17 protein-coding genes and 1 pseudogene are annotated in these 23,978 nt (G+C 59.4%); 12 read left to right on the forward strand and 6 right to left on the reverse strand.

Translation table 11 applies throughout. From position 1 onward, the window contains the following. The first annotated feature begins 24 nt into the window (after positions 1-24). The 9 genes from AC0L4C_RS16655 (at position 25) to AC0L4C_RS16695 (ending at position 12,263) form a co-directional block, all read left to right on the forward strand. Positions 25-735: an ABC transporter ATP-binding protein gene (locus AC0L4C_RS16655; RefSeq protein WP_473403542.1), complete on the forward strand. Its 711-nt coding sequence runs from the start codon at positions 25-27 to the stop codon at positions 733-735. Next, complete coding sequence (locus AC0L4C_RS16660) at positions 732-3,272, forward strand: ABC transporter permease (RefSeq protein WP_473400826.1); 2,541 nt, start codon at positions 732-734, stop codon at positions 3,270-3,272. The genes AC0L4C_RS16655 and AC0L4C_RS16660 overlap by 4 nt, the downstream gene beginning before the upstream one ends. A gap of 115 nt (positions 3,273-3,387) precedes the next feature. Further along, entirely contained in the window at positions 3,388-4,668 is a 1,281-nt protein-coding gene (locus tag AC0L4C_RS16665; RefSeq protein WP_473400827.1) for a hypothetical protein, read from the forward strand. 131 nt (positions 4,669-4,799) lie between these two features. Then, entirely contained in the window at positions 4,800-5,831 is a 1,032-nt protein-coding gene (locus AC0L4C_RS16670; protein WP_473400828.1) for a LacI family DNA-binding transcriptional regulator, read from the forward strand. Positions 5,832-5,928: 97 nt separating this feature from the next. Then, positions 5,929-7,194, forward strand: a complete 1,266-nt coding sequence (locus AC0L4C_RS16675) for an ABC transporter substrate-binding protein (RefSeq protein ID WP_473400829.1) — start codon at positions 5,929-5,931, stop codon at positions 7,192-7,194. A 156-nt stretch (positions 7,195-7,350) separates the two neighbouring features. Further along, a complete protein-coding gene (locus tag AC0L4C_RS16680) occupies positions 7,351-8,181 on the forward strand; it encodes a carbohydrate ABC transporter permease (protein WP_473403543.1) in 831 nt (276 codons plus the stop codon). Beyond that, positions 8,178-8,996 (forward strand): carbohydrate ABC transporter permease, encoded by an 819-nt coding sequence (locus AC0L4C_RS16685; RefSeq protein ID WP_473400830.1) that lies wholly within the window; start codon positions 8,178-8,180, stop codon positions 8,994-8,996. Before AC0L4C_RS16680 ends, AC0L4C_RS16685 begins: the two co-directional genes overlap by 4 nt. A gap of 8 nt (positions 8,997-9,004) precedes the next feature. Next, positions 9,005-11,191, forward strand: coding sequence for a glycoside hydrolase family 2 protein (locus tag AC0L4C_RS16690; protein ID WP_473400832.1), 2,187 nt, complete (start codon positions 9,005-9,007; stop codon positions 11,189-11,191). 10 nt (positions 11,192-11,201) lie between these two features. Further along, positions 11,202-12,263 (forward strand): ABC transporter ATP-binding protein, encoded by a 1,062-nt coding sequence (locus AC0L4C_RS16695; RefSeq protein ID WP_473400834.1) that lies wholly within the window; start codon positions 11,202-11,204, stop codon positions 12,261-12,263. A gap of 727 nt (positions 12,264-12,990) precedes the next feature. On the opposite strand, the gene AC0L4C_RS16700 is transcribed toward AC0L4C_RS16695, so the two are convergent. Continuing rightward, complete coding sequence (locus AC0L4C_RS16700) at positions 12,991-13,860, reverse strand: glycosyltransferase family 25 protein (RefSeq protein WP_473400835.1); 870 nt, start codon at positions 13,858-13,860, stop codon at positions 12,991-12,993. A 187-nt stretch (positions 13,861-14,047) separates the two neighbouring features. Between AC0L4C_RS16700 and AC0L4C_RS16705 the strand changes: the two are divergent. Further along, positions 14,048-14,691, forward strand: a pseudogene (locus tag AC0L4C_RS16705) (alpha-1,2-fucosyltransferase). Positions 14,692-14,696: 5 nt separating this feature from the next. On the opposite strand, the gene AC0L4C_RS16710 reads toward AC0L4C_RS16705, so the two are convergent. Then, entirely contained in the window at positions 14,697-15,977 is a 1,281-nt protein-coding gene (locus AC0L4C_RS16710; RefSeq protein WP_473400836.1) for an O-antigen ligase family protein, read from the reverse strand. Between the two features lie 192 nt (positions 15,978-16,169). Here AC0L4C_RS16710 and gmd point away from each other — a divergent pair, with 192 nt between their 5' ends. Further along, on the forward strand, positions 16,170-17,231 hold the full coding sequence (gene gmd / locus AC0L4C_RS16715) for a GDP-mannose 4,6-dehydratase (protein ID WP_473400838.1): 1,062 nt from the start codon (positions 16,170-16,172) through the stop codon (positions 17,229-17,231). Between the two features lie 11 nt (positions 17,232-17,242). Next, on the forward strand, positions 17,243-18,358 hold the full coding sequence (locus AC0L4C_RS16720; RefSeq protein ID WP_473400839.1) for a glycosyltransferase family 4 protein: 1,116 nt from the start codon (positions 17,243-17,245) through the stop codon (positions 18,356-18,358). 23 nt (positions 18,359-18,381) lie between these two features. Here the strand turns inward: AC0L4C_RS16720 and AC0L4C_RS16725 are convergent, their stop codons facing one another. The 4 genes from AC0L4C_RS16725 to AC0L4C_RS16740 all read right to left on the reverse strand — a co-directional run bounded on the left by AC0L4C_RS16725 (position 18,382) and on the right by AC0L4C_RS16740 (position 22,287). Continuing rightward, positions 18,382-19,218: a glycosyltransferase family 2 protein gene (locus AC0L4C_RS16725; RefSeq protein ID WP_473400840.1), complete on the reverse strand. Its 837-nt coding sequence runs from the start codon at positions 19,216-19,218 to the stop codon at positions 18,382-18,384. A gap of 181 nt (positions 19,219-19,399) precedes the next feature. Then, positions 19,400-20,431, reverse strand: a complete 1,032-nt coding sequence (locus AC0L4C_RS16730) for a hypothetical protein (RefSeq protein WP_473400841.1) — start codon at positions 20,429-20,431, stop codon at positions 19,400-19,402. Between the two features lie 5 nt (positions 20,432-20,436). Continuing rightward, positions 20,437-21,432 (reverse strand): UDP-glucuronic acid decarboxylase family protein, encoded by a 996-nt coding sequence (locus AC0L4C_RS16735; protein ID WP_473400842.1) that lies wholly within the window; start codon positions 21,430-21,432, stop codon positions 20,437-20,439. A gap of 447 nt (positions 21,433-21,879) precedes the next feature. Next, positions 21,880-22,287 carry a DUF268 domain-containing protein gene (locus tag AC0L4C_RS16740; RefSeq protein ID WP_473400843.1) on the reverse strand — a complete coding sequence of 136 codons (408 nt, stop codon included), beginning with the start codon at positions 22,285-22,287 and terminating at the stop codon, positions 21,880-21,882. Positions 22,288-23,978: the final 1,691 nt, after the last annotated feature.

Below are 23,978 nucleotides of genomic sequence, written 5' to 3' on the forward strand. Positions count from 1 at the left end.
AACAAAGAAGGCGTTTTGTCCGTCGTGCCCTCCCCCATCCTTGAAGCCCGTGACGTCAACCTGCTGTTCCACACTGGCGGGGAGACGCTGCACGTTCTGCGCGACGTGTGCTTCGCCCTGCAGCCAGGCGAGGTGGCATCCGTCGTGGGGCCATCCGGCAGCGGTAAGACATCGTTGCTGATGGTGCTGGCGGGGCTGGAGAAGGCCACTAGCGGTGTGGTCTCAATCGATGGCACCGATATCGAGGCGCTGGACGAAGACGGGCTCGCCATCTTCCGCCGCAACAATTTCGGCATCCTGTTCCAGAACTTTCACCTCATCCCATCGATGACTGCGCTCGAGAACGTCGCCTTCACGCTGGAGATCGCGCACCCCACGCGTCCCTATGCCGACATCCGCCGGGCAGCGCTGGATGCACTTGCCGAGGTGGGACTGAAAGAGCGGGCGGGGCATTTCCCGAGCGCCCTGTCGGGCGGGGAACAGCAGCGCGTCGGGCTGGCTCGTGCGATTGTGGGCGAGCCCCGCATCCTGCTGGCCGATGAACCGACCGGCAACCTGGACCAGGCCACAGGCGCGAGCGTGATTGAACAGATGTTCTCGCTGGCGCGGGGTCGAGGTACGGCAATCCTGCTGATCACACACGATCTCCGTCTGGCAGCACGCGCTGACCGTACGCTCAGCATGAACCAGGGGCGGCTTGAGGAAGTGACTGTCAATCGCGAGGTCATGGCTTGAATCGTTCGCTTTTCAGCCTGATCCGGGTGGCCCTGAGCGACCTGCGAGGCGGCCTGCGGAGCTTCTGGATTCTGATCGCCTGCATTGGGCTGGGTGTTGCCACCGTGGCCATGGTGGGCTCGGTCGGCGCCTCCCTGCAGTCGGCGCTGGCGCGCGATGCGCGGCTCCTGCTGGGTGGTGATGTCGAATTCCGACTGACACATCGGCCCGCTGACCCGGCCGAACGCGCACTGTTCGCCGACCAGGGAGAGGTCAGCGAGGTCATCGACTTCATCGGGCGGGCGCAGACCGAAGGTATCAGTGTGCTGGCCATGGTACGGGCCGTCGATGCCGCTTATCCGCTGCGCGGAGTGGTGGATGCGCAAGGGGATGGCACGCTGGCCGAGCAACTGCAATTGCGGGACGGCGCGCGGGGCGTGCTGGTTGATCAGCGGCTGCTCGATCGGCTCGGCCTGGGCATCGGCTCCAGCATACGGCTGGGCAAGGCGGAGTTACAGATCCGGGGCATCCTGAACAGCGTTCCGGACCAGGTGAGTCAGGGCGTTGCCATCGGATTTCCCCTGCTGATGTCGACCGACGCCCTTGCCGAGACCAACATATTGCAGCCCGGAAGCCTCGCCCGCTACCGCTACAAGATTGCGCTCGCCGACGGGACCGACGCAGCGTCGGCGGCACGGGTGGTGCAGGAGCACTTTGCCGACGCGGGCTGGCGCATCAGCCTGCCAGGCGATGCGACCGAGGAGATGTCACGCTACTTCGACTTGCTGCGGCGCTTCCTGACGGTTGTCGGCCTGTCGGCGCTGCTGATGGGCGGACTGGGCGTTGCCCACGCGGTCTCCGCCTATGTGACCGAACGACAGAGATCGATCGCCACGATGAAAGCCCTGGGCGCCACGCGTGGCCGGGTGATGCTGCATTTTCTTACCCAGATCATGGTGCTTACGATGATCGGCATCGTGCTGGGCCTTGCCATCGGTGTGGGCTTCACGATGGCCGTGCTGCCGCTGCTTGGTCCGACGGTTGGACTGCCGCTGACGCCGACCATCGACGCCCGCTCCATCCTGTCTTCGACAGCTTTCGGCCTGCTGACGGGCTTTCTCTTTGCCTATCTGCCGCTGAACCGGGCGGAAGCCCTGCGACCGGCGCAGCTGTTTAGGTCCGCTGCATCGGTCACTGGGGGATCCAGGCGGCTGCAGCACCTGCTCAGGGCGCGAACCTTGCTGCCGATGCTTGGAGCAATGGCCGGGCTGTTCGCAGTGGCAGTGGTGGATACCGGCCGGGTCGAAATCGTCTTCTGGTACGGAGTTGGTGCCCAGCTCGCCTTCCTGGTGCTGCGCGTGGCGGCGCACCTGCTGCAGCGCGGCCTAAGACTGCTGCCGCCGGCGCCCCACGCCGTGCTAAGGAACGCCATCAAGTCAATTCATCGGGCCGGATCGCCGGCGCCGGCGGTGATCCTGTCGCTGGGGCTGGGTGTTGCGCTGTTGCTGTTGATCGCGCTGGTCGAGAACAACCTGCGCCACCAACTCGACCCGGCCGTGCGCGTCGACGCGCCGGATTTCCTCTATATGGATCTGTTCGAGGACGAGGTTGCCGCGTTCCAGGCCCTGGCGGCAACGGACAACCGCATCGCCGATTTCACCTCGGTGCCACTGGTACGAGCCAGTTCGTTCACCATCAACGGCAAGGCGCCGCCGGAGCTCAAGGAGCCGCCCAAGGACCTGACCCTCTATTTCGGTGACGAGCAGCCGCTGACATATGCCGCCGACATTCCTTCGGGTTCCCGAATAGTGAGCGGCAAGTGGTGGCCGGCCGGTCATGCCGGTCCCGCCCTGGTGTCGGTGACCGATGATCTGCGCAAACCACTCGGCCTGAAGCTGGGTGATGAGATCACCTTTGTGATCTTCGGAGAGCCGATTGCAGCGACAGTTGCGAGTTTCCGATCCTACGAATGGCAGCGTGGCGGCATCAACTTCCCCTATGTTCTGTCACCGGGGGCACTTGACGGCTATCCGATTTCCTATTTCGGCCTGCTGACAGCGAGGGATGGGGCCGTTTCCGAGCTGCAGGCCGAGCTTGTCGCCACCTATCCCGAACTGGTGTTTCTGCCTATCGAGGAGGCCATCGACGCCGTGCGCAGCCTGATGGACACAGTCGCCTCGGCGATCTCGACGGTCGGTGGCGTGGCGCTGGCCAGCGGCGTGCTGGTCATAGCCGGCGCTGTCGCTGCCGGGCGGCGGCAGCGGGAGGCGGACTCGACCGTTGCCAAGGTGCTGGGCGCAACGCGAACCAGTCTCATCATCTCCTTCTTGATCGAGTACGGTCTGGTGGGCGGACTGGCAGCCATGATTGCCGTGCTGCTCGGCGTTGCGGGAGCCTGGGCGTTTGTCAGTGTGGTGCTCGAATCGGCGTTTCTCGTTGACCCGATACTGATTGCCCTGGTGGTGCCGCTCGCTCTGGCGCTGACCGTCGGGGTGGGAGCTGCCATCACCTGGAGCGCCCTCTCCGGCCGACCGGCCTCGTTCCTACGGCAGGCGTGATGTCCGAACTGCGGGTTCGGCGGGTCGGTTGATCCACGTCAAGACGCCTTTTCAGCACCTCTGGTGTGGTGACCCACACGGTCGGCAACCGCCCTTGCCTTGAACTGGAGAGCCGATGTCAGACGTCAAGGAGCGGATGCACCCCGGACACCCCGGGCGCGGCTACGATCCGACAGCAAATTTCACCGATCTGCAGTGGTACTTTTATCATCAGCGCGCCGTCGCGCATTTCGGTGCCTTTTCAACCGTCGCGTACGACCTGCCGCGCCTGCTGGCCCTTGCGCGGTCGCTGACGAGCGCCGCGCCGCAATTCCTGCACGGCTATCGCGGCGCCGGAGGAGACTGCGCAGACTCGGTCCTGGAACGGATCATCTCGCTTGAGACGGTCGGCGACTTCGACGGTCTGCCGGACCGCTGGGTGGGCGACGTCACGCGGATCACCGACGATCCTGACCTGCCGATGCTGCGTATTCGGGTCGCCCAACTCGCCGACCGACCAGATGCCGGGGGCCGGCGCAGCTTCGTGTTCGTCGAGGTCGCGCACGCGCTGACCGAGGGCGACGATTCGGCTCACCTCAGCCGCTCACGCGGCGTCCGGCATGAGCCTGAGGTGGTGTCGGCACCACCAGTTCCGCCGGCCACAGCACTTCGCGGACGAATTGTGGGCTACTTCAACGCCTTGGTGCACCTGGCGATCTCGAGGCTGTGGACACCGCACGGGGGTGAACTTGGCAGCAGAAGCCGCGTCTATCCTCGAAAAAAGCTGCAACTGGCAGCACGCGAACTCGGTGTCAGCCAGCGGGCGCTGTCCTTGGCGTTGGTCTCGCATATGCTCACGGCAGCCGGAACGCCGACCGGCAAGCGAATTTCGGCCACCTATACGACGATGGCCAAAGGCGGCGGCGAACATCGCGATCCGTTCATGCGCATGCGGCTGCGCTTTGCCGATTTCGACAACCGGCCGGACCTGCCGGCCTATGCCAGAGCCATCGACGAGCAGCTCAAGGCGCCGGAAACGGGTTTCGAGGCAGAGCAGAAGGCAGCCTCCCTGTGGCTGCATCGTCGCCTCGCCCGCCTACTGCCGTTCCTCTATACGCCAAAATTCTTCGCCTTCTGGTCCTATGACGTGGTGCTCTCCCTGCTGACGCCACATCAGCTGGCCGGCCCCCTGACGGACGGCATGATGGAGCCAATCTATTGCGGCGCAACGATACCCGGGGTGAACGGATGTTTTGTTGTGCCTGGGCGGGAACTGGTGAGTTTCAACTTCGTCGCCGAGGCAGCCAGATTGCAACGAATGGAGACACTCGATGCCGCACTAAACGGGCTCGCGGCCAGCTCTCCCGAGCCTGCCGCAGAGGCTGTATCGACTTATGCGATGGGAACGCCGACCTGAGCGGCCAGCGAGGTTCGTCCCGCCGTGGGTGGAGAAGCTTGTTGCCCTCTAGCGGCTTTTTTGACAATCGTGGCAATTGCTCGCGCCCCCCGGGGCCGCGCCTTCTGCCAAGACGAATAGGATCGTGCGACGTGGTTACCCTCAAGGAAATTGCCAAGGCGGTCGGTGTGTCTACTGCCACCGTGTCGCGCGTGCTCAATTTCGACAGTTCGCTGTCGGTTGCACCGCACAAGCGCCAGGCCATCATCGAGACGGCCGAGGCAATGAACTACGCCACCCCGCGGGCGCGCAACCGTGCCAACCAGCAAGGCTTGAGCAAGATCGCCCTCGTCCACTTCCTGCGACCCGAGCAGGAACTTATCGATCCCTACTATGTCGGTCTGCGTCTGGGGATCGAGAGCCGCTGCCAGGCCCTCAAGATCGAGACGGTAAAAGTTTACCACACCGACAGCATGCCGGACGCCAATCTGCTGCAAAGCGCGTCGGGCGTCATCTGCATCGGCAAGCACGGGGCCGAGGAGGTCGAGTGGCTGAGCCGCCACTCTCGCCACCTCGTCTACGCCGACTTCAGTCCGCCCGACGAGGAGTTCGACAGCATTTCCTGCGACCTTGTCGCCGCTACCCGCAAACTGCTGGTGGCCCTTACTGCGCACGGCTACAAGCGCATCGGCTTTGCCGGCTGGATCGAGGACGGCAGCTCCCTGCCCTACGCCGAGCCGCGCTGCCAGACCTATGTCGACTGGATGACGCAGCACGGCATGTTTGATCCCTCGATCTGCGTTACCGCCAGCCCGGTCGAGCGCAATACCGAGCAAACGGGGTACGATCTGACCGCTCAGATGATCGCCCAGGCCGATCTGCCGGATGCAATCATCACCTGCAACGACAACATCGCCGTCGGCGCCTATCGCGCCATCCATGACCGCAAGCTGCGCATTCCCGAGGATATCGCGGTCGCCAGTTTCAACGATATTTCCGTCGCGCAGTTTCTCAATCCGCCGCTCACCACCATCCGGCTTCCCTCCGAGGAAATCGGCGAAGCGGCCGTGGAACTGCTGCTCGAACGGGCCAGTGGCCGGGAAACAGCCAAGCGCCTGACTCTGGCGTCGCGCATCATCTGGCGCGCCAGCACCCGCGCCGCCGAACCCGCTGGAATTGCCTGATAAATATTTACTGAAAATATTGCGCAGGTCCCGGACTGCGGCTAACAATGCTCCCACGAGGCCGGGAGGAACCGCCTCGCACATGGGAGGACTATTCATGAATCGCATCGCATCGCGGTGGCTCGGCATTGCTGTCGCCGGTATCTCCATGCTCTCCGTCTCCACTGCCATGGCCGGCACGGTGACGGTCTGGTGCTGGGATCCGAACTTCAACGGCGCCACCATGCAGGAAGCCGCCGACCGCTACGCCAAGGATCATCCCGACTTCAAGATCGAGATCGTCGACTTCGCCAAGGCCGACCTTGAGCAGAAGCTGCAGGCGCAGCTGGCTTCGGGCACCACTGACGGACTGCCCGACATCGTGCTGATCGAGGACTACGGCGCCCAGAAGTACCTGCAGTCGTTTCCGGGTGCGTTCGAGCCGCTGAACGGCAAGATCGACTATGCCGGATTTGCTCCCTACAAGGTCGACCTCGCCACCGTGAACGGCCAGACCTACTCGCTGCCCTTCGACTCCGGCGTCACCGGCTATTTCTATCGCGCCGACCTGCTCAAGGAAGCCGGCTACAGCGAAGCCGACCTCGCCAACATCACCTGGGACAAGCTGATCGAGATCGGCAAGGCCGTGAAGGAAAAGACCGGCACCGAACTACTGCCGATCGACCCCAATGACGCAGGCTGGCTGCGCATCATGATGCAGTCTGCCGGCAGCTGGTATTTCGATGCCGACGGCAACGTCAACATCAAGGACAACCCGGTCATCAAGGCCTCGCTCGAGACCTACCAGCGCATGCTGGCGGCCGGCATTTCCAAGCCGGTTTCGGGCTGGACCGAATATACCGGCAGCTTCACGTCCGGCGACACCGCCTCCACCTATACGGGCGTCTGGATGGTTGGCACGATCAAGGCCAATCCCGACCAGTCGGGCAAGTGGGGCATCGCGCCGCTGCCGATGCTGGACGGCGTCGAAGGCGCCACTCATGCCTCCAATCTCGGTGGCTCGAGCTGGTATGTGCTGGCGTCATCCGACAACAAGGACGAGACCATCGACTTCCTCGACCAGATCTGGGCCAAGGACGTCGATTTCTACCAGAAGATCCTCGTCAACCAGGGCGCTCTCGGCTCGCTGCTCGCTGCCCGTGAGGGCGATGCCTACAAGGCCAGCGACGAGTTCTTCGGTGGCGCGCCGGTGTGGCAGAACTTCTCGACCTGGCTGGGCAATATCCCCGGCGTCAACTACGGCATCTTCACCAACGAAGCCGATGCGGCTGTCGTTGCGCAGATCCCGGCCCTGACCTCCGGCGGCAATGTCGACGAGATCATGGCCAATATCGACGCCCAGGTCCGTCAGCAGACGCAGTGACCCTGACAACGAGGGCGGGAGCAATCCCGCCCTTTATTCGCTGGCGCACGCCTGCAACCGGCAGGCGTGCCCGTAGCTGACGCGGATTGAACGGGGCACCCCTTGGCACAGGCTAAACTCGGCCGCAGCGACCAGATCAACGGCTGGCTCTTCATCATGCCTGCCCTGGTGCTGCTCGGCATCTTCATGGTCTATCCGATCCTCTGGTCGCTCTGGATGAGCTTCCAGACCGGACGCGGCATGAGTTTCAGCTTCGGCGGCTTTGCCAACATCATCCGCCTGACGCAGGACCCGGTCTTCCTCCGGGCGCTCGGCAATACCCTGACATTCCTCGCCATCCAGGTGCCGATCATGCTGGTGCTGGCACTGCTCTTTGCCAACGCCCTCAATGACAGCAAGCTCTGGGGCCGCGGGTTTTTCCGCACCGCCATCTTTCTGCCCTGCGTCACCTCGCTGGTGGCCTACTCGGTCATCTTCAAGTCGATGTTCGCCCAGGATGGCGTGATCAACCAGATGCTGATGGGCCTGCACATCATCGCCGATCCCATTCCATGGCTGGCCGACCCGTTCTGGGCCAAGGTCGTGGTCATTTCCGCCATCACCTGGCGCTGGACCGGCTACAACATGATCTTCTATCTGGCCGCCATGCAGAACATCGACCGATCGATCTACGAGGCGGCGCGCATCGACGGCGTTCCGGCCTGGGCGCGGTTCTGGCACATCACCGTGCCCATGCTCAAACCGGTGATCCTCTTTACCTCGGTGATCTCGACCATCGGCACGCTGCAACTGTTCGACGAACCGAACCTGCTGACCCAGGGCGGGCCGTCTGACTCGACGCTGACACTCTCGCTCTACATCTACAATCTGAGCTTCAAGTTCATGCCCAGTTTCGGCTATGCGGCGACGGTGAGCTACGTGATCGTCGTGCTCGTCGGCATCCTGAGCTTCTTCCAGTTCTTTGCGGCCCGGGAGCGCCGTCGATGACAAGGCCCCTCACCCTGCTCAGCCGCGGCGCCACCTACCTCGCACTCTCCCTGGCGGCTTTCCTCTCGATCTTCCCGTTCTTCTGGATGCTGGTGGGCGCCACCAACACCTCGGCCGAACTGATCAAGGGCAAGGCGACGCCGGGGCTGGCGCTGGCGGACAACCTGGGCAAGTTCTTCACCAGCGTCGACATGCCGCGCGTGCTGTTCAACTCGTTCCTGATCGCCGGCGTCGGCACCGCGGCAACCCTGCTGGTCTCGTCGCTGGCGGGCTATGGCTTCGAGATGTTCCGCTCGAGGATCCGCGAGCGGCTGTTCGGCGGTCTGCTGCTGATGCTCTCGATCCCGTTTGCGGCGCTGATGGTGCCGCTCTTCGTGATGATGGCCAACCTCAAGCTGATCAATACCTATCAGGCCATCATCCTGCCCACCGTGGCCTCGATCTTCATCGTTTTCTATTTCCGCCAAGCCACCAAGGCCTTTCCGCGCGAATTGCGCGATGCCGCCCGCGTCGACGGGCTCAAGGAATGGCAGATCTTCCTCTTCGTCTACCTGCCCGTCATGCGCTCCACTTATGCGGCGGCGACCATCATCGTCTTCATGGCCAACTGGAACAATTACCTGTGGCCGCTGATCGTGCTGCAGACCAATGAAATGAAGACCCTCACGCTGGTCGTGGCAGGCCTGACCTCGGCCTACACGCCCGATTTCGGCGTGGTCATGGTCGGGGCCATCTTCGCGACCCTGCCCACCCTCATCATCTTCTTCCTGCTCCAGCGCCGCTTCGTCGAAGGCATGCTGGGCGCCGTCAAATGAGTAATCCAATGCGGACGATCACAAGCTTCAACGACAACTGGGTGTTCGAGGGTGGCGAGACCGTTACCCTGCCGCACACGGCTGTCGAGCTGCCCTTTTCCTACTTCGACGAAAAAGACTACCAGCGCCCCTTCACCTACACCAAGACCTTCGCCGCCGACCCGGCCTGGGATGGCAAGGAAGTCTCGGTGGTCTTCGACGCGGCAATGGCTGACGCCAGGGTCGCGCTGAACGGCACGGAACTCGTCGCCCACAAGGATGGCTACACGCCCTTCGAAGCTCGCCTCACCGGCGCTCTCAAGTCCGGTGACAACACGCTCACCGTCACCATCAACGGCAGCGAGAACCCGCTGATCCCGCCGTTCGGCGCCATGATCGACTATCTCACTTATGCCGGCATCTATCGCGACGTCTGGCTCAAGGTCACGGATCCGGTGTCGATTGCCCGCATCAAGGTGGAGACCCCTGATGCGCTGGCAGAGCGGAAAACCGTGCATGCGCGGATCGAGCTCGCCAATCCGCAGCACCTGAGTATCACGGGCTCAGTCACCGCCACCCTGCGGGACCCGTCCGGCAAGGCAGTGGCAACAACCTCGGCTCCGGCGGCTGCGGTCGTGTCACTGGATCTGAAAGACCTCGAGGGCATGGCCCTGTGGGACCTCTCCTCCCCCACGCTCTACGCTCTGGACGTCTCCCTCAATGGCGGCGATGCACAGACCGCCAGCTTCGGCTTCCGGACCGCCGAATTCACCACCGAAGGCTTCAGGCTCAACGGCAGACCGCTCAAGCTGCGCGGCCTCAACCGCCATCAGTCGTTCCCGTATTCCGGCTATGCACTGGGCCGCGCCGCCCAGGAACGCGACGCCGAAATTCTGAAGCACGAGTTGCACCTGAACATCGTCAGGACCTCGCATTATCCGCAGTCGACCTGGTTCCTCGATCATTGCGATCGCATCGGCCTCCTCGTCTTCGAGGAGATCCCCGGCTGGCAGCATATCGGCGGCGAGGCCTGGAAGGCCGAGGCGGTCGAGAACGTCCGCCGCATGATCACGCGGGACTGGAACCACCCCTCGATCGTCATCTGGGGCGTAAGAATCAACGAAAGCCAGGACGATCACGACTTCTACCTCGAGACCAACCGTGTCGCCCATGAGCTCGATGCCACACGGTCTACCGGCGGCGTCCGCTACATCACCGACAGCGAGATGCTCGAAGACGTCTACACCATGAACGACTTTATCCTGGGCAACGAGGAACTGGGCGGCAACAGACCGCGCACGCCGCTGCGGCCACAGCAGGAAGTTACCGGGCTCGACCGCATCGTCCCCTACATGATCACCGAATACGGTGGTCACATGTACCCGACCAAGAGCTTCGACCAGGAGCAACGGCAGGCCGAGCACGTTCGCCGCCACCTCGAAGTGCTCAACGCCGCTTATGGCGATCCGCAGATCGCCGGCGCCATCGGCTGGTGCGCCTTCGACTACAATACCCACAAGGATTTCGGCTCCGGCGACCGCATCTGCCACCACGGCGTCATGGACATGTTCCGCGAACCCAAGTTCGCCGCCTTCGCCTATGCCAGCCAGTGCGAGCCCGACGAAGAGATCATCCTCAAGCCGGTGACCTTCTGGGCCCGGGGCGAGCGCAATATCGGCGGCGTGCTGCCCCTGATCGTGCTCACCAACTGCGATGAGATCGAGCTGCGCTACGGCAACCACGCGCCCAAGCGCATCGGGCCGGACCGCGAGGCCTTCCCGCATCTGCCGCACGCCCCGGTCATCGTCGACCGCCGCCACTTCACCAATGAGGAACTGGGCCTCTGGGGGATGCTCTGGGAAGATGCAACGATCACCGGCTTTGTCGGCGGCAAGCCCGTCAAGACCGTCAAGTTCGTGTCCGGCCCTGTCGCCACCACGCTGGAGGTGACGGCGGACGCCACGGCGATCGGCGCGACCGACGCCGTCCGGGTCATCGTTCGCGCCCTCGACCAGGCCGGCAGCAAGCTGCCGTTCCTGTCCGAACCGGTGGACATCGCGGTGACCGGCGCCGGCAGGCGGCTCGGTCCGGCGCTGGTGCCGCTGCGTGCCGGCAGCACCGGCTTCTGGGTCCAGGCCAATGGCAGCGGGCCGATCGAGATCAGCGTGACCAGTCCGGTGCTGGGCACCACCAAAATCAGCCTGACGGCAGCGTGAGGGACACGGCATGAGCGGATTGAGGCTGCGCGGCATTCGCAAGTCATACGGGAATGTCGAGGTCATTAAGGGCATCGATCTCGATATCGAGGACAAGGAATTCGTGGTCTTTGTCGGCCCGTCGGGCTGCGGCAAATCCACCCTGCTCCGGATGATTGCCGGACTCGAGACGGTGACCGGCGGCGAGCTCTTCATCGGCGACGAGAAGATGAACGAGGTCGATCCGAGCAAACGCGGCATTGCCATGGTGTTCCAGACCTATGCGCTCTACCCGCACATGAGCGTGCGCGAGAACATGGGTTTTGCGCTGCGCTTTGCCGGAGTTGCGAAGCCGGAAATCGCCAGACAGGTGGCCGAGGCGGCGCGCATCCTCGAGCTGGAACCGCTGCTGGACCGCCTGCCCAAGGAATTGTCGGGTGGCCAACGCCAGCGCGTGGCCATTGGCCGCGCCATCGTGCGTCACCCCGACGTCTTCCTGTTCGACGAGCCGCTGTCCAATCTGGATGCCGAGTTGCGCGTGCACATGCGCATCGAGATCGCCCGCCTGCATCGCGAACTGGCGACCACCATCATCTACGTCACCCATGACCAGGTGGAGGCCATGACGCTGGCCGACAAGATCGTTGTGCTGCGCGATGGCGAGATCAGCCAGGTGGGCACGCCGCTCTCGCTCTTCGACGATCCGGACAATCTGTTCGTCGCCGGCTTTATCGGGTCGCCGAAAATGAACTTCCTGCCGGGCGAACTGCAGGACGGGACTGTCAAGCTGCACCTACACGGTGGCGTCAGCGCGCCGGTCAGCCTCGCCATCCGCGTGCCCAAGCAGCCGGTAACCGTCGGCCTGCGGCCTGAAGCTTTCAGCCATGGGGGCGGCGTCGAATTGCCGTTGACGGTCGATTTCGTCGAGCATCTGGGCAACTCGACCTATGCCTATGCGCGCCACGGAGACGGCGAACTGCTCACCATCGCAATGGCCAATGACCGGCAGCTGCAGGCCGGAGACGCTTTCGCCGCACGCTTTGACCCGGCGTCCATGCTGCTCTTTGACGCAAACGGACAGCGGCTGCGCTGAGCAGCGCTGCTGGCAAGGCTGATACGGGTGTTTCACTGCGGTGCGCGGCACACGGTTGCCCGGAGGCGCGTCTTGAAGATGGGGATACGCTTGGACTGGCCGGGCTTGCTGTCATGCCCATCTGAGCTAGAGTTCCTCTCAAGAAGGCGACCGGTAGATACCCAGACAACGAGCGGTCGGTCTCCTGCTACCGCGGACACGAGTTCGAGGCGGCCGGGTTGTCGTAGAAAAGGACGATACGGCGTCTGACTAACGGCGCGGATGGTGCCGGATCGCGCGGCGACTCATCTCTTTCGCGCGGAAATTGGCGTTATCGAACATTGACCTGTTTCACCGGGCCTCCAGAGCACGATTTCTGAGCATTAGCCGGCACCGCGGGACCTCAAGACCGCTTCGATGTCTGTACCACCGATACTCTTGCCGGCAAAAGCATATCATGCGGTTGCCTCCAGCAGTTCGATAGCGACGCATCGTCCCTTCCCGACCACTTGATAGAGGGGCTGGAGGTCGTCTTCAATTGCACCTTCCGATAGCTGGTGCAGCCGCTCAGCCGCAGACAACATGGCCACGGCCGGAGCGCCAACGATACGCAGGTCTAGGAACTCCAGCTAAACTCGTCACCTCGCGCTGCGCGCAAACCAATGAGTGTTTTCAGGGCTCTGCCAATCAATCGAATCCAACAATAGGCCTGATTGGCGCCGCACTCACGGTCTGCGGTATCATACCGTCAGCCAGACCGCCGCCGGGGAGCGTCTGAAAAGTGGACACGGCGCCGAAAGAACGCCTGAGGATCGGATAACCCTGTCGTGACTTGCTGAGCAATTCGACTAAGCCGAAGACCCAGCCCGTCTTTATCTGTGAGGTGTGGTCGCGTGCCGCTGATGTCACTTTTCCTCTCGCTCTCGTGCTCATCGCCATCCAGCTTATCGAGCTGGATGCACGCCGCCGGGATAACCTGATAGACGCGGCTTCTCAATAAATGCGGCCCTTCGAACCCAAACAAGAATGCATCCACCGGCTTGTTGAATAAGGTCACCTTCTCTAGAGCGGCGGCGGCCGTGGCGGCTTTGATGATGTAGCCGCACGAGCCATAGTGCGGCGTGACCAACTGCCGGAGGCTATACCGCGTGCCGCATTTGCCTCGGACACGTCCGAGCCGCACATTGCCGCCGCGTGTCTCAAGCTTGATCAGGTCGGCATCAAGTTTGTCACTAGCCGAGATCGCGATCACATCCATGAAGTCCGCTGCCAACACGCCATCGTCTTCCAGTACCACCGCAGCTGGAACTCCACTCTCTACGATCTCCTTCCAGGCCGCCGCGTGGCTCATTGAGCAGGCGAAGTCACCTGTCGACGGAAGCCATCCATTTGGTAGAACTCTGGCAGCTGCGGCGGGATTTACAGCTGAAACTCTTTTAGCGTCTATTCTCAGCCGTTCGAACTGCGCATCCATGAATACTCTACGATCCACACGGCAATCCAGATTTATGTAATATACAGGCAGTTGCAATTGTCTTGCCTCCCAAGGCACTCCCAGCAGCGCAAGAAAGTTTATGCCGCGTGAATTGTCCAGCGATTTCTTTGGATTGGGCGGCACTCACTAATAGGCTTTTCAGCAATGCTTTACGTCAAAATAGTCGGCGGTCTTGGGAACCAACTGCTTCAGTATGCGGCGGGCTATGCCGCAGCGAAACGGCGCGGCGTTCCACTCAAACTCGACATGACCGGCTATGGTCCAACATCGAGCCGAGGCCCCAATCTGCTCGCCTTCGCAATTGATGCCGATGTTGCTGCGCCGGAGGAGGTTGCACGCTTCCACAAAAACGAGAGGGTGGCTGCACCACAAGGCACGCGCCGGGGTCTACAAGCATGTGGTCAACTACTATATCGGCTACCACTCGGGCATCCTGGCGCCGGATCGGTTCGGCTATATGGATGGTTACTTTCAGGACGAACGCTACTTCAGCGACGTTGCGCCAGAAATTGCAGGGCTACGCCTGAAAGACGAGAGCCGGGTTGATGCGGCGACGCTGGAGCTTCGCAAGCATCCTGTGACCGTCTCTGTCCACGTTAGACGCGGGGACTATGTCAGCCCACAAAACGCACCTACGCTCAACATATGCGATGCAGCCTACTACCGGCAGGCTATGGAGCGCATGAGGGAACGTATCGGGCCATTTGTGCCCGTCGTCTTCTCCGATGATCTCGGCTGGGTTCGGGAAACGCGATATTCGCAGACGAGTTGCCGCCGCTATCAGCGCCGGAGGAACTAGTGCTTATGTCGCGATGCACCCACCACATAATCGCCAACAGCACGTTCAGTTGGTGGGGTGCCTATCTGGGTAGAGCGGGCATCGCAATTGCCCCGCGCACTTGGGCTAACGGCTCAAGCCATCATCCCGCGCTTCAAAGGTGGCAAAGGACCTAAAACGGCTAGTAAGGCCTGCGCAGCTGGCAAGCACGCCCGTTCATCACCGGGGGGGGAATTGGCACCGGTGCAAAGAACGCCATGACAACCGCTGAGCAAAGCACAAACATGGACTTCGGTATCTCGAATACGAACATCGTGTCTGTCAGCCCCATGACGAGATATGTGCCACTGAGGCCCACGGCTGCCAAAAGACGAAACCGCCAAACCTCGCCTCTTGGTCCGCGCCATACGCTTACGACAGGCGCAGCCATCAGAAGAAAGTAGGCAACGATACCCATAATACCGGCCGCAGAGGCGAAGTTGACGATGTCGTTGTGCAAGTGCGCGGTCTTGTCGTGGCTAATCTCACTCTCGAGGTCTGACGGCATAAATTGAACGGCCGCCTCGAACCGATTCCACCAGCTATGCCCGTAGATTGGAGACTCGAGGAAGGACTGGAGACCTGCTGCCCAAAACTTCAGACGAATGCCGGTGCTGACATCTGCAGGATCGCCATTGCCGACGACCTCGCCGGCCGCAACGAAGATCGAACCTACTCGTGACAGGTCAAACAGTCCGAAGCTGAAAATTGTCGCAATTGCGACGACGCCGACAACTGTTGTCACGCGCATCGAGGCTGACCGGTCCCACCAAACCAGAGCATAGGTGGCGAATATTGCGAGCATCGCGATCTCTGCGACGATTGCACCGCGCGTTCCGCCGTAAAGGGCTGCACCAACTGCGAAGGCGTTTGCCAGTGCCAGCAGCCAACGCCAACGGCTTCGCCAAACAAGCATACCCAACAGCGCAAAGTAGCCGAGCACCACTGCCATGTCTGAGAAGAAGATGGGGCTCGTTCCGCCGGCGGCCCTTGACGCTTGCTTGATAACAACCTCGTAGAACCCCACGGAAATGGCAATGATGCAACCTCCGGCGGCCAATAGAGCGACGAGAATGACGTTCTGCGGCGATGCTCGACGGGAGAGGAGCGCGAAGGCCGGCACGATCACTGGCAGAGCAAGAAAGTCAACGAAAGCCATGGCGTCGTCCGGTTTTTTTGCAGCGACGGCGAAAGCCGCAGAGAGCAGGGCGAAAGCCGCCAGAAAGCACCAGACGCCGCGATCCTGAAGCGCATGGAGTAGCGACGATTGGTCAAACAAGACCAGAGACAGAATGGCCGCACTCAGCGCTAGGTAGACACCGACGGGCTCGGCCCAGCAGGTGGTAACAAAAGTCGCGACTAGGAGGATTGTGATCAGCCCAACTCTCGTGCCGGCTGCCACGCGGAAAAGCAAAGAACCCATATTTTACGTCGCTCCCCGGGACCCACATGCGCACCCTCGCAAACTATCTTCTTTGCCCCCGTGACCGATATCGCGACGCAGGCTAAGCGCGTGTTTGATAGTCGACAAACGAGCCTCGGTCCACAAAGTGTTGCGCAGACCCGCGAATGCTCTAAAACGCCAGCGGGTATGTCGTTGGATTGGAATTAGAGATTGACCAAAGTTGCTTTGATTACCGGGGTCACCGGTCAGGACGGAGCTTATTTGGCTCGTTTGCTGCTTGAGAAGGGGTATACCGTTCACGGGATCAAGCGGCGCTCAAGTTCGTTCAACACGGGGAGGATAGAAGAAATCTATCAAGATCCGCATGTCGATCATCCGCGTTTTGTGATGCATTACGGCGACATGACGGACGCCACCAATCTCATTCGGATCGTCCAGGAAACGCAACCAGACGAGATCTACAATCTGGCTGCCCAGAGCCATGTTCAGGTGTCTTTTGAGACCCCAGAATATACCGCAAACGCCGATGGGATCGGCGTGCTCCGACTACTAGAGGCAATCCGCATCCTCGGATTGGAAAAGAAGACGCGTTTTTATCAGGCGTCTACCTCGGAGCTCTATGGTCTAGTGCAAGAAGTGCCGCAACGCGAAACCACGCCGTTCTACCCCCGCTCACCCTACGCAGCGGCAAAGCTATACGCCTACTGGATCACGGTAAACTACCGTGAAGCCTATGGCATTTTTGCCTGCAACGGCATCCTGTTCAACCACGAGAGCCCCCTGCGCGGCGAGACATTTGTTACGCGCAAAATTACCCGCGCAGCTGCCGCGATCCACCTTGGAAAGCAGGAGAAACTTTATCTCGGCAACCTTGATGCCAAAAGGGACTGGGGCCACGCCCGCGAGTACGTACGCGGCATGTGGATGATGATGCAGCAGGATGAACCGGACGATTTCGTGCTGGCTACAGGCGTGACAACAGCCGTCAGGCAGTTTGTTGAGTGGGCCTTTGATGACGTCGGCATCAAGTTGGACTGGCGAGGACAAGGGGTTGATGAAAAAGGTTTCGACAGTTCCACAGGTCGTTGCCTTGTCGAAGTTGACCCGCGCTATTTTCGTCCGACTGAAGTTGAGCTCTTGCTCGGTGATCCGCGCAAGGCGAAACAAAAACTCGGATGGAGCCACGAGACGAGCGTCCGCGACCTTGCAAGCGAGATGGTGCAGTCCGACCTGACAGTCATGCGAACGGAAATGGTGATGAGAGAAGCCTGAAAGGTCGGGGCATGGCTAAGCGTCTTGCACTGATCGGGAATCAAGCCTTCGCGATGCTCAATTTTCGCGGTCTTTTGATCCGTGAAGCTGTCGAACGAGGGCACGAGGTGTTTGCGTTTGCGCCAGATTTTGACGACAACAGTCGGCAGGCTCTCCTGGCTCTGGGTGCGACCCCGATGGATCATGCATTGTCGCGCACCGGCCTCAATCCGTTGGTTGACGCAGTCGCTATTTGCAAACTCATAGTCAAGTTGCGATCACTACGGCCCGACGTGTCGCTTAGCTTTTCAATCAAGCCAACAACTTATGGTCTAGTAGCGGCATGGTTGGCCGGAGTTTCAAATCGATTTGCGATGATTGAGGGGCTTGGTCACACCTTTATGGATCGGGCCACATTTAAGGGTCGGCTTCTAGCTGGCTCGGCCTCATTGCTCTATCGCATTGCGCTTTCACGCGCCGATCAAACGTTCTTCCTAAACCCTGACGATCGAGCCGAATTTGTTCGATCCAATATTGTCCTCGCCGACCGGAGCAAGGTCATCGGGGGGATCGGGGTGGACTTGACGGTCTGGAAAGCGGCGGCGCCGTTTGACACACCAGTGACTTTCTTGTTTGTCGGACGGCTCTTGCGCGAAAAAGGCATCCTCGAATATACTCAAGCGGCACGTCGAGTTAAGCAATCCGACCCTTCTGTCTGTTTCACTATTCTTGGAGACGTGGACAGCAACCCAAGCAGCCTCGGTCGAGTTGACTTAGAGGCATGGGTATCCGAGGGGCTCGTTGAATGGCCTGGGCAAGTCAGCGTTGCCCCCTGGATGCGGCGTTCGAGCGTCTTCGTACTGCCGTCGTACAGAGAAGGCGTGCCTCTCTCGACCCAGGAAGCCATGGCAATGGCGCGCCCCATCATTACCACGGATGTTCCGGGATGCCGCGAAACGGTGGTTGACGGCCTTAACGGTTTTCTCGTTCCGCCGAGGAATGTTCCAGCATTGGCCGATGCGATGTTGCGTTTTGTGAAGGACCCGTCGCTCTTGGATGCAATGGGAAAACAGAGCCGAATACTTGCAGAGCAGCACTTCGACGGCAGACAGGCCGCTGCACTGATCCTGGACGAAATGGGCCTTTAGGCTGTCGTTTGCCCCGTTCTCCACTATCTGCGTCCCAAGGCTTCAATCGCCCAGCGCCGCGCAAATTTGCATAACGATAGAGCGGAGGCCATCCATGCCGCCGGCCAACCAATTGCGCGCGCCCGGGCTAGCCCTCTTATTACCTCGAGCTCGGCGGCTTCCATCTGCCAAAGATGACCACTCTGCCCACCAGCACTGAATGGGTGGCGGTACGAGTATGCGAGAGCCACATCAAGCACCGCAAGGCTCTTACCGGCCGCGAGCATTGACATCCATAATGCGTAATCCTCGGCGAACCGTGAGCCAGCCGCAAAGCGATGGGTTAGTGATCGCTTAAGCATTACCGTTCTGGTCAAAATCGAGTTCTTGAAGAGCATTGGACTTAGTTTTAGCCACCTCGCAGTGATGGAGCCCGGCACCGCTAAGGGAACCTTATTGTCTAAACCCTCGCGGAGCGTGGAAAAGTGCCCGGAGAGGTCACAACTCGGATTTTCCATCATCCAACGATACTGAATAGCCAGCTTTTGTGGGTGCCATGCATCGTCAGCGTCCAGGAAGGCAACATAATCGGCCGTTGCTGCATCCCAACCGGCATTTCGAGCGGACCCTGGACCACGATTTTGATCCAGTAGAATGGCTCGAACTCGAAGTCCCCCGGGGTCATCGTGCATCTTTGCCAAACGAGAAATGCGTTCTCTGGTTGCCCCACAATCAGGACTACAATCGTCTACCAAGATCATTTCTAACGGCAGTACAGACTGAGCCAGGACCGACCCTACCGCTCTGTCTACAACTTCCGCGCATGAATAACACGGTATTATAACGCTCACAGCCGCAGGCTGCCCATCAGCACTTTGCATGCATCAACTCTTGAGCTTCGGAACGCCTTCTGCAAATCGGTGGTCGGTTATGCACTATCACCTGTCTAGTATTCCCTCTCGCTCACGCGACAAGACGTAGCCTCATACGACGCAATTCGTGACGCCTTGCTACCTAGTATGCTGTGCGTATGCATGACGTATTTCGGAAATGCCCCAAAACTCAGAAAAGGCGCCTTGCAAACGAACCGATCGTCTCAGTCGGAATCTCGTTCTGCGGAGTAGTGCCTTGGATTATGCAGCGCCAGTAACCGCTACGAAGACGAGAAAAGTCGAATTTGCCCGTAAGCATATTTTCTTTCTGACGCAACAGGAACTGTTCATCAACCTCTGCCCAGTCGTTTACGATGCAAACCGGCAGTCCATCGTACTGCTCATCCAGCGGAGACGTATGCACAATTGGTATCGACCCCAGTGCAAGTGCCTCCCACGTTCTATGGCAGTCCAGTCCGTTGCCCAGTGGACTGATTGTGAAAAGGTGACGAGCGTTGTTCTGCCAACTGCTCACGCGTTCCACCATTCTAGGTTCAAAGAAGATACAGGAATGGTCAATGCGGTCGTAGCACTCCTGGCGATCCCCTCTGTCCATAGCAAAATGCCAGTTGGAGTAAGCCGTGCATGAGCGATCGACGGTGTCAGGACTCGATTGCCTAACACGCAGAAGCTGATTTTCCTGCTCACGGGGTGACTGAAATCTTCGCCACGGCTTGCTATGGTTGCCTGCAAGCGTGTGGTAGTCGATCCCGATCGGTACCAGAGTGATTTTGGGGTCCTTGATCGTAGCATTCTGTGCATACCATCGCTCTATCAACGGATGCTCCAACAACACATCGGCTGCATCGCCTAAGAAGCCTCTCGACGCCGCGCAGTCATCCCCGCCAGTCACCAGCGTAAACGGCTCTTCCAATCGGGGAAGATAATGAGTCACGAACTCGCGGAGGCACGATGTAAACAGATAGATCTCTGCGCCGGCTTTTAGCCTCCTGAACCGTTCCGGATCGATGCCAACGGCGGTGGGGCGTCGAGTGTCCACCAATGGGTGACAGGCCTTGGCGATCGAACGACTGGACACAAGTTGACACGCAGTTTCGTCCAGCCGTGATTTGTTGAAATCATAGTGGGTTCGCTTGGCCATATGAACCGGCATGGTCGAAAGTCGCGCAACTTTAGCCGCAATTGAGAATACGTTCGCCAAGATGCCTATGCCACCGACAGCGTCTTGAAATAGTGGATCGTGCGATCAAGCCCCTCACTTAGATCGATTTTCGGGGTCCATGCCAGCGACTGCTTAGCCAGAGAAATGTCAGGTTGCCGTTGTTTCGGATCATCCACCGGAAGCGGTAAGTGGACAATGCTTGAACTCGACCGGACCTTATGGATGATCAGCTCGGCAAGTTCCAGCACCGTACACTCGACCGGATTTCCCAAATTTATCGGCCCAACAACGAACGGGTCGCTCCCCATGAACTTAGTGAAGCCATCTACCAAGTCGCTCACATAGCAGAAGGATCGCGTTTGCTGTCCATCGCCGTAGATCGAAATTGGCTCGCCGGCGAGAGCTTGGACTATGAAATTTGACACGACTCGCCCGTCTGAAACATGCATGCGGGGGCCATATGTATTGAAGATTCTCGCCACCTTGATCTCGACGCCCAACTGTCGATGATAATCAAAGAACAGCGTTTCAGCGCATCTCTTGCCCTCATCGTAGCAAGACCGAGGGCCGATTGGGTTTACATTTCCCCAGTACGACTCTGTCTGCGGATGCACCGATGGATCGCCGTATACTTCACTGGTCGACGCCTGAAACACTTTGCACTTCAAACGGCTTGCCAGTTCAAGCATGTGGATCGCCCCTTGAACCGAAGTCAGTGTCGTACGGATAGGATCGTGCTGGTAGTGAATTGGAGATGCCGGACAGGCGAGATTGTATATTTCGTCGACCTCGACTGAGAGTGGGATGGTGACATCGTGTCGAAGAAACTCAAATTGCGGACTGCCGAGCAGATGGGCAATGTTTTCCTTGGACCCGGTAAACAGGTTATCCGCGCAAAGCACCTCACAGCCATCTTCTATAAGACGATCTATGAGATGCGAACCTAGAAACCCCGCCCCTCCTGTTACGAGGACTTTTTTTCGATTGCTATAGTTTCGCGACACCATTTTACCCCATTTTCGTTTTTGTTCTGATAGCATATCTCTTACATATATACGATGCATATCCGAACAACCCACATCGTCATTGCTATCTTACCCTACTACGGACCATCTATGCAGTGTACACTACGTCCTGCAGCACGCACATTATTTCCAGACAAATTACCAGAGCGCCTAGATCAACATCGCGGCAAGACAGCGCACTGTTATTCATGTCCGCCCCTCAAAACTTCAGCACATGGTGGGGAGCAACACTCACGGACCGGGGCCACGGCTTAGCAGGCGCTCAAAATGAAGGTCTGGAACCGATCGTGGTTCAATGGCGAGTTCGACCCAGAGCCATTTGGGCAGCTCATACATCAGGTTTGTCGGTCGAGACAAATCAAGCTTCCCAAGCAGCGATCGACTGCTTCCGGCCGCCGTAGTGAGCTCTATGCGTAGGGTTGGGTATTGCGGCATTGGCAATGTGCGTGTGAACCAACGTCGTTACGCTGCGGGCTTACGCAGAAGAAAACATCCGCATCCATAGCGCTGTCGCGCCAGCATTTTATCGTCGGGCCAAAGTACCAAGCCGCCGTCCTTGGGATCATCCGAAATCAGGCAAAATTCTTCCAGGATCAATTCGCTGAACATCGCTTTGACCTGCTCGTATGAATAGATGCGATGGGCGTTGAAGACGATGGTCGGATTTGAACCGAGCGGCACAACAAATAGCAACTGCCCGTCTGGTGCGAGAACACGTTTCAGTTCGCTACAAGCGGCGATATCGCCATCGTAGTCCAGTGGTTCGCCGTACCGACCAAGCCCAATATGCTCCACCACGTGCATACTCGATAGCGAACCCACGCTGTTGCTGGCAAGCGGCAGGTGGTGAATATCTCCTCGCTGAGCCATGAGACCCTGGAGTGCAAGGTCTGCTGGTCGGTAGTCAATAAAGGTAATGGGAACAAACGCTGAGACGCACCCTACAAAGTAGAGGCTGCTCGACAAATCGACATGTTCGACTGGCCTTGTTCGCGCCAAGACCCGCGCTGCCCAAGCCGTATGAAATACGTAGTGTCGGTCAAAGCCGGTTGTCGCAGTAGCATCTGATAGGCATGGCTTTACCCTACGCAGACTCAGTGAGAAGCGACGCCTCTGGTTGCCTTGGCGCATAAGTGCAAAAAACTGGGGCAGAAAAACCACAGCCTGACCAAACATGCCAGAAAGTCTCGCAACGGCCCGCTTCCAGAATGAAGACATTTTCTATTGCAACCTCAGTTCATTCACATGCAATTGCGCCGACGAAATGGCGGCTCACCATCGGCGCTTGGCTCTAAACGATAAAGAACGAAGAAAATGCACCGGCATGCGGCGGCGCACCGAGGGCACTAGGCCCGACGTTCTCGGGGCGCATTCAACTGACCGGTCCGGTCGCCGCACTCTTGAATGCTCAACGCTCAACGGACTTTCGGAACGGGCCGGGACCAGAGGACGATCAATATGCCTCGCGGAAAGCAGCCCTAGTACCAGCGCCATTGTCGGAAGGTTCAGTCTGTTCCAGTGAATTCCATATTCAAAGCTCGAATACACAAGTACCGGAACGAGTAATACCAATGACATAACGTCGCCTCGTCTTAACGCCCGAAACGTAACGTAGAATATCAGCGATATAGCGACCACAAGTGCGCCCGAGCTTATGAGTGACGGCTGATCCAGCGCTGCGAGGATGAAGTTGTGCGGGTGCGAAACTTCACTAGGTAGCGTTTCTCCACGGGCTACAGTTCCCACACGTAGCGCCTCCTGCCAGATGCCAATTCTGTGAGGGCTTCCGGATAGGAAGCCATCGAACCCAAGCGAAGCAAAGTAGGCAATTGTGGCGAGAGCTGAGATCGCGGCGATCTTGGCACCCGTCGACTTTAGCCAAGCGCTTCCGCGCTGGTAGACGTTATTCACCACCAGAATAAGCGAGCAGATTCCAAGTGCGAGAAATGATGCCCTCGAATCGCTCGCTAAGAGGCCAACAGCACCAACGGCCGCAACGAGCACAGCGAGACGAAAGCGCAACGTGCAGGCAAAACAAATGAGCAGACAAGAGTAGAACCCAAATACACCTACGCCACGGAAGAGCCCGTGCGTGCGCCAAAGTTTAACGGGTGACAGTGTGGCCCAAGGGTGACGGATGGGATGCACTGAAACCAGTTCAGGCAGGAATGGCATCAGCAAAAGTGATAGCGTGATCAGCGCGAACAGAACTCCAGCAAATGCGTAGATACCGTGCTGCACTACCTCCCAGCTCGGAGGCACAAAAACCAATACACAGAGGCTCAATGCAAGTACTAACGAATAGACGCCTAGCTCACTCGCGTAGCCTGAGAGCCAAAGCGCAACAATCTGCCCGAAGATTAGTACCAGGATCAGCGAGACGGCGTCGGGAACGATCCAGATTCTCGGCCCTGCGGCCAAGCTTCCAACTATGAGAGGTACGAATGCTAGGAGCCATAGGCCTGCGGCGGGAAAGCCAAAAATAGGGGGCACCCCATATAGCGACGTCAAATAGTAAACCGTGTCGATTCCAAACGGCAGCAGAGACAGCCAAATCAGGT

This window comes from Devosia sp. J20-27 (assembly GCF_055808595.1).